At 68.8% G+C, this 12997-nt stretch carries 13 protein-coding genes; 6 read left to right on the top strand and 7 right to left on the bottom strand.

Going from position 1 to position 12997, the window contains the following annotated elements; translation table 11 throughout:
* The first annotated feature begins 59 nt into the window (after positions 1-59).
* Positions 60-467 (top strand): DUF1801 domain-containing protein, encoded by a 408-nt coding sequence (locus EVJ50_RS11270; protein WP_150884048.1) that lies wholly within the window; start codon positions 60-62, stop codon positions 465-467.
* On the opposite strand, the gene EVJ50_RS14695 is transcribed toward EVJ50_RS11270, so the two are convergent.
* On the bottom strand, positions 436-942 hold the full coding sequence (locus EVJ50_RS14695; protein WP_191964755.1) for a DUF6790 family protein: 507 nt from the start codon (positions 940-942) through the stop codon (positions 436-438). The genes EVJ50_RS11270 and EVJ50_RS14695 overlap by 32 nt on opposite strands.
* Before the next feature lie 241 nt (positions 943-1183).
* On the opposite strand from EVJ50_RS14695, the gene EVJ50_RS11280 reads away from it, so the two are divergent.
* Both EVJ50_RS11280 and EVJ50_RS11285 read left to right on the top strand, forming a co-directional pair.
* Positions 1184-4090: a ribonucleoside-diphosphate reductase subunit alpha gene (locus EVJ50_RS11280; RefSeq protein WP_225322914.1), complete on the top strand. Its 2907-nt coding sequence runs from the start codon at positions 1184-1186 to the stop codon at positions 4088-4090.
* Between the two features lie 369 nt (positions 4091-4459).
* Positions 4460-5485 carry a ribonucleotide-diphosphate reductase subunit beta gene (locus EVJ50_RS11285; protein WP_370455642.1) on the top strand — a complete coding sequence of 342 codons (1026 nt, stop codon included), beginning with the start codon at positions 4460-4462 and terminating at the stop codon, positions 5483-5485.
* A gap of 24 nt (positions 5486-5509) precedes the next feature.
* On the opposite strand, the gene EVJ50_RS11290 is transcribed toward EVJ50_RS11285, so the two are convergent.
* From EVJ50_RS11290 to EVJ50_RS11315, 6 genes are all read right to left on the bottom strand, one after another.
* A complete protein-coding gene (locus EVJ50_RS11290) occupies positions 5510-5806 on the bottom strand; it encodes a hypothetical protein (RefSeq protein ID WP_150884049.1) in 297 nt (98 codons plus the stop codon).
* The gene (locus EVJ50_RS11295) at positions 5806-6387 is read right to left on the bottom strand and encodes a J domain-containing protein (RefSeq protein ID WP_150884050.1); all 582 of its coding nucleotides are present in this window, start codon (positions 6385-6387) and stop codon (positions 5806-5808) included. Before EVJ50_RS11295 ends, EVJ50_RS11290 begins: the two co-directional genes overlap by 1 nt.
* A 7-nt stretch (positions 6388-6394) precedes the next feature.
* On the bottom strand, positions 6395-6571 hold the full coding sequence (locus tag EVJ50_RS15405; RefSeq protein ID WP_370455494.1) for a cation transporting ATPase C-terminal domain-containing protein: 177 nt from the start codon (positions 6569-6571) through the stop codon (positions 6395-6397).
* The gene (locus EVJ50_RS11305; protein ID WP_150884052.1) at positions 6520-9024 is read right to left on the bottom strand and encodes an HAD-IC family P-type ATPase; all 2505 of its coding nucleotides are present in this window, start codon (positions 9022-9024) and stop codon (positions 6520-6522) included. The genes EVJ50_RS15405 and EVJ50_RS11305 overlap by 52 nt, the downstream gene beginning before the upstream one ends.
* 37 nt (positions 9025-9061) lie before the next feature.
* Positions 9062-9988, bottom strand: coding sequence for an oxidoreductase (locus EVJ50_RS11310; protein ID WP_150885000.1), 927 nt, complete (start codon positions 9986-9988; stop codon positions 9062-9064).
* Between the two features lie 82 nt (positions 9989-10070).
* Complete coding sequence (locus tag EVJ50_RS11315) at positions 10071-10337, bottom strand: hypothetical protein (protein ID WP_150884053.1); 267 nt, start codon at positions 10335-10337, stop codon at positions 10071-10073.
* A 144-nt stretch (positions 10338-10481) separates the two neighbouring features.
* Here EVJ50_RS11315 and EVJ50_RS11320 point away from each other — a divergent pair, with 144 nt between their 5' ends.
* The 3 genes from EVJ50_RS11320 to EVJ50_RS11330 are packed head-to-tail and all read left to right on the top strand — an operon-like array spanning position 10482 to position 12973.
* Complete coding sequence (locus EVJ50_RS11320; protein ID WP_150884054.1) at positions 10482-11810, top strand: O-acetylhomoserine aminocarboxypropyltransferase/cysteine synthase family protein; 1329 nt, start codon at positions 10482-10484, stop codon at positions 11808-11810.
* Positions 11811-11832: 22 nt separating this feature from the next.
* A complete protein-coding gene (locus tag EVJ50_RS11325; protein WP_150884055.1) occupies positions 11833-12780 on the top strand; it encodes a homoserine O-succinyltransferase in 948 nt (315 codons plus the stop codon).
* Positions 12773-12973 (top strand): hypothetical protein, encoded by a 201-nt coding sequence (locus EVJ50_RS11330; protein ID WP_150884056.1) that lies wholly within the window; start codon positions 12773-12775, stop codon positions 12971-12973. The genes EVJ50_RS11325 and EVJ50_RS11330 overlap by 8 nt, the downstream gene beginning before the upstream one ends.
* The last annotated feature ends 24 nt before the right edge of the window (positions 12974-12997 follow it).

Genomic DNA, 12997 nt, shown 5'->3' on the forward strand with positions numbered 1-12997 from the left:
CCAGATCAGCGCTGTCAGCAGAGCACGTCCCTGCGGCACTCCGGCGGGATGATCAGGCCATGAGTGAGTCCGACGCCCAGCGTGTTGCCCTGTTTCTCGCCGATCTTCAGGTGCTGGATCCAGGCAAGGCCCGCATCATCGAGGCGGTGCGGGATCTGTTCATGCAGGCCGATCCAGATCTGCAGCAGCGGATCATGTACCGCGGCCTGGTGTTTCTGAGCGATGGTGCCCTCATCGGCGGCGCCTTCCCCTACAGCCACCATGTGTCGATCGAATTCAGCAACGGGGCCGATTTCACCGATCCCTCCTCCCGGCTGCAGGGACGCGGTCAGCGTCGGCGGCACCTGAAGATCCACACCGTCGCTGACCTTGAGGCCACCGATGCCGCCGGCTTCATCCGCCAGGCGGTCGGCCGCGACGGGCCGGAGCCCCGCTTCAGTGCAGCCGGTGGCGCGTCCGGCGGCTGAGCTGCAGCAACAGCAGCACCAGCAGTGGTGTGCCCAGGTCGGTGATCAGCACGCTGCCGCTGTTGGAGGGGGCCGTGTCGCCGGCGGTGAGCAGGGACACCAGATGCCCCACCCCGTCGGCGAAGAACCAGGAGCCGTAGGCCAGCATCGAGGCCAGCAGGAACTCGCGGCTGCGGCGCAGGAAGCTGCTGAAACCGAGCAGGCCGATGGTGAGATTGGCGTAGGCCACCTCGTACTGGAACGGGCTGTTCGGCCAGCCGATCCGTTCGGCGATGAAGGGCCCGAAGGCCAGATGCAGCACGAAGCCGTAGACGCCCGTCACGCCCAGCACCCAGAAGGCGATCCAGATCAGAGCGGCCTCCGCCCAGCGGCCGCTCTGCCACGGCCGTCCGGCCTGCAGCAGCGCCGTGAGCAGGGCCACCCCCAGGGTCCAGACGGACGCATCCGCCAGCAGAAACCGGATCAGCCCATCCATCCACGCACCCATGAATCGACCCCAAGCCTGCTGCCTGTCGGGCCGTTCCGGTCGCCATCGCTACCGCTGCGGCGTGTCCGGGGGCACGGAGCCGCCCCGCCCCAGATATGGTGTTGACGGCGAAGAAGCTCGCCATATATTGAGCCTCCCGGTGGTGCCGGAGCGAGGATCCCTCTCCCCTCAGAGGCTCCTCCCGCATTGCTGTGACCGCCTGCACCAGTCCTCTGTTGTCGAGCCGATCGTGACCGTTACCTCCTGCGTTCCTGACGCCGCAGCCGCCCCCGAGGGGACTGGGTCTGCCGCCACCGGCAGCGGTGCAGAGGTTCTGCTGCAGGTGATCCGGCGCGATGGCCAGGTGGCCGGTTTCGATGCCGGCAAGATCACCCTGGCCATGAGCAAGGCCTTCCTGGCGGTGGAGGGCGACCACGCCGGTGATTCCCACCGCATCCACGATCTGGTGGCGGAGCTCACCAGCCAGGTGGTGGATGCCCTCAGCCGGCGGCGACCCCAGGGGGGCACGGTTCACATCGAGGACATCCAGGACCAGGTGGAACTGGCCCTGATGCGGGCCGGTGAGCACCGGGTCGCCCGCGACTACGTGCTCTACCGCGAGGCCCGCGCCCGTCAGCGGGCCGAGAAGGCTGCTCTGGCCACAGCGGACGCTCCCGCACCGACCGGTCTGCGGGTGCTCCGCAGCGATGGCCGGCTCGAGCCGCTCGATCTGCAGCGTCTGCGCCGCCTGGTGCTCGAGGCGGCCGCGGATCTGCCCGGCGTCGACGCCGACGCGATCCTGCTCGACACCCAGCGCAACCTCTTCGATGGGGTGACCGAGGCCGATGTGGCCCAGGCCCTGGTCATGTCGGCCCGGGCCCTGATCGAACAGGAGCCCGACTACAGCCGCGCCGCCGCCCGGCTCCTGCTCGACATCCTGCGGCGCGAGGTGCTGGCCAGCCTGGGGCTGCCGCAGACCGTGGACACCCAGGCCGACATGGCCGAGAGCTACGGCGAGGTGTTCCGCGCCTACATCCGCGCCGGCGCCGATCTGGAGCTGCTCGATCCCCAGCTGGCCCGCTTCGACCTGCAGCGTCTCGGCGCGGCCCTGCGTCCGGAGCGCGATCTGCAGTTCACCTATCTCGGTCTGCAGACCCTCTACGACCGCTACTTCATCCACACCAGCGCCGGCGAGCGGATCGAGCTCCCCCAGGCCTTCTTCATGCGGGTGGCCATGGGTCTGGCCATCAACGAGATCGATCGGGAGGAGCGGGCGATCGAGTTCTACGAGCTGCTCTCCAGCTTCGATTTCATGAGCAGCACGCCCACGCTGTTCAACTCCGGCACCCTGCGGCCCCAGCTCAGCTCCTGCTACCTCACCACCGTTCCCGACGATCTCGATGGCATCTACAGCGCCATCAAGGACAACGCCCTGCTGAGCAAGTTCGCTGGCGGCCTCGGCAACGACTGGACCCGGGTGCGCGGCATGGGAGCCCACATCAAGGGCACCAACGGCAAGAGCCAGGGCGTGGTGCCGTTCCTCAAGGTGGCGAACGACACGGCCGTGGCCGTGAACCAGGGCGGCAAGCGCAAGGGGGCGGTGTGCGGCTATCTCGAGACCTGGCACATCGATGTCGAGGAATTCCTCGAGCTGCGCAAGAACACCGGCGATGACCGGCGCCGCACCCACGACATGAACACGGCCAACTGGGTGCCCGATCTGTTCATGAAGCGTGTGGCCGAGGACAGCCACTGGACCCTGTTCTCCCCCGATGAGACCGCCGATCTGCACGATCTGACCGGCCGGGCCTTCGAGGAGGCCTATGAGGCCTATGAGCAGCGCGCCGAACGCGGTGAGCTGCTGGTGCACAAGCGCCTTCCCGCCATGGATCTGTGGCGCAAGATGCTGGCGATGCTGTTCGAGACGGGGCATCCCTGGATCACATTCAAGGATCCCTGCAACCTGCGCTACACCAACCAGCATGTTGGTCGGGTGCACAGCTCCAACCTCTGCACCGAGATCACCCTGCACACCAACGATCAGGAGATCGCGGTGTGCAACCTCGGCTCGGTGAATCTGGCGGCTCACGTCAACGACGATGGCCTCGATGAGGCCAAGCTCCGGCGCACAGTGCGCACCGCAATGCGCATGCTGGACAACGTCATCGACTACAACTTCTACAACGTTGCTCAGGCCCGTCGCTCCAACCTGCGGCACCGGCCCGTGGGCCTCGGTCTGATGGGCTTCCAGGACGCCCTTTACCGTCTGCGCCTCTCCTACGGCAGCGAGGAAGCGGTGGCCTTCGCCGACCGCAGCATGGAGGTGATCTCGTATCACGCCATCAGCGCCAGCACCGATCTGGCCGTTGAGCGGGGCCCCTATCAGAGCTTCGCCGGCAGCCTCTGGAGTCAGGGCATCCTGCCGATCGACAGCATCCGCCTGCTGGCCGAAGGTCGCGGCGGCTATCTGGAGATGGACGACAGCGCCACGCTCGACTGGGACAGCCTGCGCGAGCAGGTGCAGCGGCAGGGCATGCGCAACAGCAACTGCCTGGCCATCGCCCCCACCGCCACGATCAGCAACATCGTCGGGGTGTGTCAGTCGATCGAGCCGACCTATCAGAACCTGTTTGTGAAGTCGAACCTCTCGGGTGAATTCACGGTGGTGAATCCCGCCCTGGTGGAGGACCTCAAGGCCCTCGGTCTCTGGGACAAGGTGATGGTGAACGACCTCAAGTACTACGACGGCAGTGTGCAGCAGATCGATCGCATTCCCGCCGAACTGCGGCAGCTCTATGCCACCGCCTTCGAGATCGATGCCCGCTGGCTGGTGGAGGCGGGCAGCCGCCGTCAGAAGTGGCTGGATCAGGCCCAGAGCCTGAACCTCTACATGCGCGAACCCTCGGGCCGCAAGCTCGACAACCTCTACAAGCTCGCCTGGGTGCGGGGTCTCAAGACCACCTATTACCTCCGCTCAATGGGCGCCACCCATGTGGAGAAATCCACCATGGCCGACAGCAGCCGGGCCAACACCCTCTCGGCCGTGACCGGCAGCTACGGCACCAGTGCAGCCTCCAGCGCCGCTGTGGCTGATGAGCCCGTTGCCGCCCCATCGGCCTGCTCGGTGCTTGATCCCACCTGTGAGGCCTGTCAGTAACCGCGCGATCGCGACGCCCGTCGCTCCGGTTCCACGTCGCCTCCACGGCTCGCTCCTCTCTCCTCTTCCTTCCTTCTCTCCGCTCCTCCTCCGCTGTTCAGACCGATGATGCTCAACTGGGACGATCCCCTCTCCGGCGCCACCGCAACCGCTCCCTCTCCCGCCGAAGCTCCCGCTGAGTCGCCCCGTGAGGCGCCCCGTGCGGCGACTGCAACGATCACACTCGATCCACCCGTACGCCCCGGGGATGGAGTGGTGTCCAATGACGCCCTGATGGCCACGGCGGGTGCCGCTCCGGTGGTGAACCCCGAGGGGTACCGCCGCGCCCAGCGCGAAGCCGGCGGTGTCACCGGCCTGGAGGCGATCCGCATGGGTGAGGGCCGCATCCGGGTGGATGACAAGCGCATCATCAACTGCCGCGCGGATCTCAATCAGCTGGTGCCGTTCAAGTACGAATGGGCCTGGCAGAAGTATCTCGATGCCTGCGCCAATCACTGGATGCCGCAGGAGGTGAACATGAACGCCGACATCGCTCTGTGGAAATCGAGCGATGGCCTCAGTGAGGACGAGCGCATGATCATCAAGCGCAACCTCGGCTTCTTCGCCACCGCCGACTCACTGGTGGCCAACAACCTCGTGCTGGCCGTCTACCGGCACATCACCAATCCCGAGTGCCGCCAGTATCTGCTGCGTCAGGCTTTCGAGGAGGCGCTGCACACCCACGCCTACCAGTACGTGGTGGAGAGCCTGGGCCTCGATGAGGGCGAGATCTTCAACATGTACCGCGAGGTCCCGGTGATCGCGCGCAAGGCCGAGTGGGCCCTGCCCTTCACTCAGTCGCTGTCCGACCCCTACTTCCACACCGGCAGCCCCGAGGCCGATCAGCGATTGCTGCGCGAGCTGGTGGCCTTCTACATCGTCTTCGAGGGCATCTTCTTCTATGTGGGCTTCGTGCAGGTGCTCAGCATGGGCCGCCGCAACAAGATGACCGGCACGGCGGAGCAGTTCCAGTACATCCTGCGTGATGAATCGATGCACATGAACTTCGGCATCGACATGATCAATCAGATCAAGATCGAGAATCCCCACCTCTGGAGTGATGCCTTCCAGCAGGAGCTCGTCGGCATGATCCGCGAGGCCGTGGATCTGGAAGCCCGCTACGCGGTGGAGACCATGCCCCGTGGTGTGCTCGGCCTCAACGCCCCGATGTTCGAGGAGTACCTCCACTTCATCGCCAACCGCCGCTGCTCCCAGATCGGCCTGCCCGAGCAGTACCCCGGTGCCGCCAACCCCTTCCCGTGGATGTCCGAGGTGCTCGACCTGAAGAAGGAGAAGAACTTCTTCGAGACCCGCGTCACCGAGTACCAGACCGGCGGCGCCCTCAACTGGGACTGACCCGCGCCCGAGTCCGCGACCGCGTCAGCGGCTGGGACAGGGGTGCTGCAGACAGCGCTCCAGGTGCAGGATCCGGCTCACCTGGCCGCTCAGGGTGGAGCCCGGGTCCTCGTCCTGGCGACGGCCTGCTGTCAGTCCGCAGTGACTCAGGGCCATCAGCAGCACCAGCACGGCAATCGCCGGCTGTATCAGGGCCAGGGTCATGCAGCCCACGAGGGCCAGCAGGTTCACGGGTGTGAGCGGGCCGGCAGCGAGGGCTGGGCGCATGGCGAAGAGCCGGGCACTGCTGTTCTGGTAGCAGCGCCCGCCACCCGGCACCATCAGAGGCGGAACTGCTCCCAGGCCTGCAGCAGGTTGTAGGCCGCCTGTTTGCGCAGCCAGCGCTCCTGGTCACCGCCCCGGTCCGGATGCCAGAGGGGCAGCTTGCGCCGCCAGGTGGCGCGGATCACCTCCCAGCTCACACCCGGCTCGAGGCCCAGTTCGGCGCAGGCGCGGCAGTAGCGGTCGGGGTACGTGGGGGCTGGGTCAGGAGCCTGAATCGGCGATGGGGGCGGCATCGTCTGATTGCGCCGCTTCGCTGGCCGGCGCCGAGGTTGTGATGGCCCTGTCCAGCTCACGCCATCCGCTGGATCATTCCGAGTTTGGCCGCCGATTCCGGGAGGATGCGGGCGGAGCAGGACCAGGCCACTCCGCACCCCCAGCCACAGGCCAACCGCCATGAAGGCCAGCGGTGAAACCAGCATCAGCTGGCTGTCGAAGGCGTACTGGTGCTCCTGGTTGAGCCGCGCTTCACGAGCCCGGGTCAGGATCACGCCGGCCAGGATGGCTCCCACCACCAGACAGCCGGCGGCCTGCAGGGCCATCGTGGCTGCGGCGACGGTGCGGGATCGTGGCGCGGCCATCCCCTGATCATGCCGCGCCTGCCGGGCGATCAAGCCGGTGGGTGAGCCAGGCCATGGGCAGCATCGGCAGCATCGCCAGGCTGCAGATCAGCCAGTCGTCGGGGCTGAGGGGCGTGGTGGCGAACCAGTGGTTCATCGCCGGCAGCTGGCTGAAGAGCACCTGCAGCGCCACAGCCACCACCACGCCCGCCAGCAGCAGGGGGCCTGCCGCAGGGCCGGCCAGTGCAGGTGCCCCCCTCGCCAGAGACCGCGCACGGCCTCGCTCAGGCTGAGCAGGTAGATCAGCCGGCTCAGCACCAGGCCCTGCACGGCCATGGTGCGCCCCACCTCCAGGCTGCCGTGCTGGTGCTGGCCCCAGGCGAACAGACCGAAGATCACGGCCCAGTTGAAGGCGGACACCAGGGCCAGCCGGCGCAGCAGGCCACCGGTGAGCAGCGGCGCATCGGGCCGGCGCGGTGGCTGCTGCATCAGCCCCTCGGCCCTGGGCTCGAAGGCCAGCGGCACCGAGAGGGTGAGGGAGTTGACCATGTTCAGCCAGAGGATCTGCAGCGCGGTGATCGGCAGCGGCAGCCCCAGCAGGGTGCTGAACACGATCGTCATCGACTCGCCGCCGTTGATCGGCAGCACGAAGGCCAGGGCCTTGTGCAGGTTCATCGCCACGCCGCGGCCCTCCTCCACCGCCGCTTCGATCGAGGCGAAGTTGTCGTCGGTCAGCAGCATGTCGGCCGCTTCGCGGGCCACCTCGGTGCCGCCCCGGCCCATGGCGATGCCGATGTCGGCCTGCCGCAGGGCCGGCGCATCGTTCACGCCGTCGCCGGTCATCGCCACGATCTCCCCCGCCGCCTGCAGGGCGCGCACCAGAGAGAGCTTCTGCCCCGGCGCCACCCGGGCGAACACCGTGGTGGCGCGTGCGGCCTCCGGCAGATCCGCCTCCGCCAGTGCCTCCAGCTCACGGCTGCCCATGGCCTGCAGCCCATCGCCCTGGCCCAGCCCCACCTGGCGGGCGATCGCCCCGGCGGTGGCCAGATGATCGCCGGTGATCATCTTCACGGCGATGCCGGCGCTGTGGCAAGCCGCCACGGCCCGGCGCACCTCCGCCCGCGGCGGATCGAGCATGCCCTGCAGGCCCAGGAAACAGAGATCGTCCGGCAGTTGCCCGGCTGTGAGCGTCGCCCCCGGTGGCAGGCGACCCTCCGCGAAGGCCAGCACCCGCTGGCCACGCTCCGCCAGCTGGCTGAGGGCCTGCTGCTGGGCCTGGGGGTGGAGGGGCTCGCTGCCGCCATCGGCGGCAAGCTGGCGGTTGCAGCGGGGCAGGATCGCCTCCAGCGAGCCCTTCATCAGCAGGCGATCGGGCGCATGCACCGTCGCCATGCACTGGCGGGCGGCCTCGAAGGGCAGGCTGTCGCGCCGGGGCCAGCGATCCAGCAGCCCGTCGCGCTCGAGGCCGGCCCGGTCGGCGGCCACCAGCAGGGCGGTCTCGGTGGGGTCGCCCAGCGGCCCCTCGCCCTCCTGCATCGGGGCGGCGTCGTTGCAGAGCACTCCGGCCTCCAGGGTCCGGCGCTGGGCGCTGCTGAGCTCGGCCTCTCGATCCGGGGCGTCGGCACGGCCGGCGGCCTGCACCGTCACCACCGTCATCCGATTTTCGGTGAGGGTGCCGGTCTTGTCGGAGCAGATCACGGTGGCGCTGCCGAGGGCTTCCACCGCGGGCAGCCGGCGGATGATCGCGTTGCGCCGGGCCATGCGGTGCACCCCGATCGCCAGGGTGATGGTCACGATCGCGGGCAGCTCCTCGGGGATGGCGCTCACGGCCAGGGCCACCGCCGCATCACCCATCTCGCCCCAGGGCTGGCCGCGGCTGATGCCGATCAGGAAGGTGAGCAGCGCCGCCACCGCCACCACCTTCAGCAGCAGACGGCTGAAGCGGGCGAAGCGCCGCGTCAGCGGCGTGGACAGGTTCACCTGCTGTTCCAGATCGCTGGAGATGCGCCCCAGTTCGGTGTCCTGCCCCGCGGCCACCACCACCGCCCGGGCCGTGCCGCGGCTCACGAAGCTGCCGGCGTAGGCCATGTTGGTGCGGTCGGCCAGCGGCGTGGATGGCGGCAGGGGCGCGCACTGCTTGGCCGCCGGGAGCGATTCGCCCGTGAGGCTCGATTCGTCGCAGCTGAACTCGTGCAGCTCCAGCAGCCGCAGATCCGCCGGCACCCTGCCGCCGGGCTCCAGCAGCACCACATCCCCCACCACCAGACCGGCTGCATCCAGGGGCTGACGCCGGCCGTCGCGCAGCACCACCACGGTGCTGCGCACCACCCGGGCCAGGGAGGCGATGGCCGTCTCGGCCCGGCTCTCCTGCACGAAGCCGATCACGGCGTTGATCAGGGTCACGCTCCAGATCACCAGGGCCTCGGTGAGGGATCCGCTGAAGGCCTTGATCGCCCCGGTGATCAGCAGGGCGTAGAGGAGCGGGTCGTGGAACTGCCGCAGGAAGCGCCACCACAGGGGCCGCCGCCGCGGTGGCCGCAGGCTGTTGGGGCCATCGCGCTCCAGGCGTGTGCTCGCTTCAGCCCGGCTGAGTCCGCGCTCGGCATCGCTGGCCAGCTCCCGCAGGACCTGATCGCTGGGGAGGCTGTGATGCGGCACGGGCTCGGGCGTCCCGCATCACGCTAGATCCGGTGCCTCAGGCGGCCACCGGCACGTTCTGCAGCTGCAGCAGCTCCTCGCTCCGCTGCCAGAGCCGCTGGCGCTGGGCGGGGTCCAGAGCGGCGGGGGCGATGCGGCAGCTGGTGGGCCAGCCCCGCATGCCGCCGAGCTGGTCGGGGCCGTAGTGGCCGCCGGGCTCGGCCTCGGGCGCGGTGGCGGCGTAAAGCTGGGGCAGGGCGCCCTGGGCCGCGCTCTGGAAGAGGGGGTCCATGAGGCGGTAGGCCAGGGCCTCGATCCGCGAGCCGTGGCTGGCGATCGAGGTGGGCTGCAGGTTGGTGCGGGCCAGGCCCGGATGCGCGGCCAGCGAGCGCAGGCCGCCGCCGGCCGCCGCCTCCCGCTCCTGCAGCTCCAGGGCGAACATCACATTGGCCAGCTTGCTCTGGCTGTAGGCGGCCCAGCGGTCGTAGCGGCGCTCGCCCTGCAGGTCATCAAAGCCGATGCGGCCGAAGTACTGGGCGCCGGAGGTCACCGTCACCACCCGGGCTCCGGGCTGGCTGCGCAGCAGCGGCAGCAGCTGCAGGGTGAGGGCCATGTGGGCCAGGTGGTTGACTCCGAACTGCAGCTCGAAGCCCTGGCGGGTGAGGGTGCGCGGCGGTGCCATCACCCCGGCGTTGTTGAGCAGCAGATCCAGCCGGCCGTAGTCGCGGCGCACGGTCTCGGCCGCGGCGGTGACGCTGGCCAGATCCGAGAGATCCATCGGCAGCAGCTCCAGGCCGCCCCGTGCGCTGCCGAGCAGCTGCTGGCGGGCCTGCTCACCGCGGCGGCTGGAGCGGCAGGCCATCAGCACGGTGGCACCGGCGGTTGCGAGAGCCCGGGCGCTCTCCAGGCCCAGGCCGCTGTTGGCGCCGGTGATCAGGGCGACCCGACCGCTCTGATCGGGGATGTCCTGGCAGGTCCAGCGCATCGGGCTGCGGGTGAAAGAGGTGCGCCGCAAGGATGGCGTCCGGATGGGGTCGGTTGTGACCCCCCCTGCCGCGCCCGCCGCCTCAGTCCTCGGGGTCTTCGGGGTAGAGCAGGGCGGCGAGTTCGTCGGCATCCACCTCGTAGACGCGCGCCAGGCTGGTCTCGATCGCGGCGGAGACCTCCGCCGGCAGGAAGCGGGAGGCGTTCAGGGCGTCCTCGGCGATCTCGTCGGTGAGGAGCGACTCCTCGCTGTCGAGCTTCTCGTCGTTGATCACCGCCATCACCCAGCTCTGGTACGCGTACACCAGATCCGAGAACTCGAGTTCGGGATCGTTGAAGTCCAGCGCCACAGCCTTGTGCCTCGCTCCTGCCCCCGCAGTCTGCCTGGCAGGCCGCCCCTGACAGGGCTCTGACCCTCAGGTCCCACAGAGCCGGTCCTGAGCTAGACACGGATTCTGACCCGGCCCGCGTCGCCGCACCCTCCAGCGATCCCGATGAGCTCCCTGCGCTACGAGACCCTGCAGCTCCACGCCGGTCAGCAGGCGGACCCCACCACCGGCGCCCGGGCGGTGCCGATTTACCAGACCAGCTCCTACGTGTTCGAGAGCGCCGAACACGGTGCCGATCTGTTCGCCCTGAAGCGGTTCGGCAACATCTACACCCGTCTGATGAACCCCACGACGGACGTGTTCGAGAAGCGCGTCGCGGCGCTCGAGGGTGGGGTGGCGGCCCTGGCGACGGCATCCGGCCAGTCGGCCCAGTTCCTGGCCATCAGCAACTGCATGACGGCCGGCGACAACTTCATCTCCACCTCGTACCTCTACGGCGGCACCTACAACCAGTTCAAGGTGCAGTTCCCCCGCCTGGGCATCCAGGTGAAGTTCGCCGACGGCGATGATGTGGCCAGCTTCGCCGCCCTGATCGATGAGCGCACCAAGGCGCTCTACGTGGAGGCGATGGGCAACCCCCGCTTCAACATTCCCGACTTCGAGGCGATGGCGGCCCTCGCCCGCGAGCACGGCATCCCCCTGATCGTGGACAACACCCTCGGCGCCTGCGGCGCCCTGATCCGCCCGATCGAGCACGGCGCCGATGTGGTGGTGGAGAGCGCCACCAAGTGGATCGGCGGCCACGGCACCAGCCTGGGCGGCGTGATCGTGGACGCGGGCACCTTCGACTGGGGCAACGGCCGCTTCCCCCTCTTCTCCGAGCCCAGTGAGGCCTACCACGGTCTCGTTCACTGGCAGGCGTTCGGCTTCGGCAGCGATGTCTGCCGGGCGCTCGGCGTTCCGGACGATCGCAACGTGGCCTTCGCCCTGCGGGCACGGGTGGAGGGCCTGCGGGACTGGGGCCCGGCCCTGAGCCCCTTCAATGCCTTCCTGCTGCTTCAGGGTCTGGAGACCCTGAGCCTGCGGGTCGAGCGCCACACCAGCAACGCCCAGGCCCTGGCGGAATGGCTGCAGGAGCACCCGCAGGTGGAGGAGGTCTCCTATCCGGGCCTGCCCGGGAGCCCCTACAACGCCCTGGCCCAGCGCTATCTGGAACGCGGCATGGGCTGCATGCTCAGCTTCTCCCTCCGGGGCGGCTACGACGATGCCGTGACCTTCATCGAGTCCCTCACGATCGCCAGCCACCTGGCCAACGTGGGCGATGCCAAGACGCTGGTGATCCACCCCGCCTCCACCACCCACCAGCAGCTGAGCCCCGAGGAGCAGCTCTCCGCCGGTGTGAGCCCCACCATGGTGCGGGTGTCGGTGGGCCTGGAGCACATCGACGACATCAAGGGCGACTTCCAGCAGGCCTTCGAGGCCATCGGCCGATGACATCCCCCCTCGCTCCACGGCCATGGCGCTGATCCTGCCGCGCTCGTATCACGGTCTCGAGGCCGTGGAGGCCAACCGCATCCACTGGATGCCACCGGAGCGTGCCGAGAGCCAGGACATCCGTCCGCTGCGCATCGGCATCCTCAACATCATGCCCCTGGGTGAGCAGTACGAGTTCAACCTGCTCCACCCGCTCGGGCTCTCCCTGATCCAGATCCAGCCGATCTGGCTGCGGCTCCGCTCCCACGCCTACCGCACCTGGTCGCGCCAGCATCTCGATGAGCTCTACGTCGACTGGGAGACCGCTCTGGCCGAGGCGCCGCTGGACGGTCTGATCATCACCGGCGCGCCGGTGGAGCACCTCACCTACCGGGAGGTGCGCTACTGGGATGAGATCTGTGAGCTGATGGATGTGGCCCGCCAGCACATCCCCAGCACCCTCGGTCTCTGCTGGGCCGGTTTCGCCATGGCCTATAGGGCCGGCGTCGACAAACGGGCCCTCTCCAGCAAGCTCTTCGGCGTGTTCCCGCTGCGCAACCTCGGCCGCGGCCATCCGGTGATGGGCAGCCACGACGACAGCTTCCCCTGCCCCCAGAGCCGTCACGCCACCCTCGATGACGCGGCGATGGAGGAGGCCCAGGCCGACGGGCGCCTGCGTCTGCTGGCCTGGGGCCACAAGGTGGGCTACTCGATCTTCGAGACGCCGGATCAGCGCCAGATCGTGCATCTGGGCCACCCCGAATACAACGCCGGCCGGCTGATCATGGAGGCCGAACGGGATCAGGCCAATCCCCTGGTGGAGCCGCCGGAGCACTTCGATCCCGCCGACCCGCTCAACCTCTGGCGCAGCCACCGCAACCTCTTCTTCGGCCGCTGGATCCATCACATCTACGACCGGATCTCCATTCCCCAGGCCCAGGCCGACGCCCGGGAGGCCGCTGCCCTCGCCGCGGCCGCCGCGCGTGGTTGATCCCACCCTGCTGGTGGCCCTGGGGATCCCGACCCTGATCCTGGTGGTGTCGACCCTGCTGCTGCAGCGGTATCCCGATGCCCTGCCCGACAGCCTGCGGCGGCTGGCGCGGCGTCAGTCCCTGGTCTGGAACGTTGGCATCGGGCTCACCATCGGCCTCAGCGCGATGGCGGTGGTGCTGCTGCGGCGCTGAGGCGCCTGCGAGCATGGGGCCAGC

Source organism: Synechococcus sp. RSCCF101, assembly GCF_008807075.1.
In the GTDB taxonomy this organism is placed as follows: Bacteria; Cyanobacteriota; Cyanobacteriia; order PCC-6307; family Cyanobiaceae; genus RSCCF101.

Bases quoted from the DNA above. Each gene is read 5' to 3' on its own strand.
- EVJ50_RS11270 (WP_150884048.1), top strand. From the start codon at position 60: ATGAGTGAGTCCGACGCCCAGCGTGTTGCCCTGTTTCTCGCCGATCTT.
- EVJ50_RS14695 (WP_191964755.1), bottom strand. From the start codon at position 942: ATGGATGGGCTGATCCGGTTTCTGCTGGCGGATGCGTCCGTCTGGACC.
- EVJ50_RS11285 (WP_370455642.1), top strand. From the start codon at position 4,460: ATGGGTGAGGGCCGCATCCGGGTGGATGACAAGCGCATCATCAACTGC.
- EVJ50_RS11290 (WP_150884049.1), bottom strand. From the start codon at position 5,806: ATGGTGCCGGGTGGCGGGCGCTGCTACCAGAACAGCAGTGCCCGGCTC.
- EVJ50_RS11295 (WP_150884050.1), bottom strand. From the start codon at position 6,387: ATGGCCGCGCCACGATCCCGCACCGTCGCCGCAGCCACGATGGCCCTG.
- EVJ50_RS11310 (WP_150885000.1), bottom strand. From the start codon at position 9,988: ATGCGCTGGACCTGCCAGGACATCCCCGATCAGAGCGGTCGGGTCGCC.
- EVJ50_RS11320 (WP_150884054.1), top strand. From the start codon at position 10,482: ATGAGCTCCCTGCGCTACGAGACCCTGCAGCTCCACGCCGGTCAGCAG.
- EVJ50_RS11325 (WP_150884055.1), top strand. From the start codon at position 11,833: ATGGCGCTGATCCTGCCGCGCTCGTATCACGGTCTCGAGGCCGTGGAG.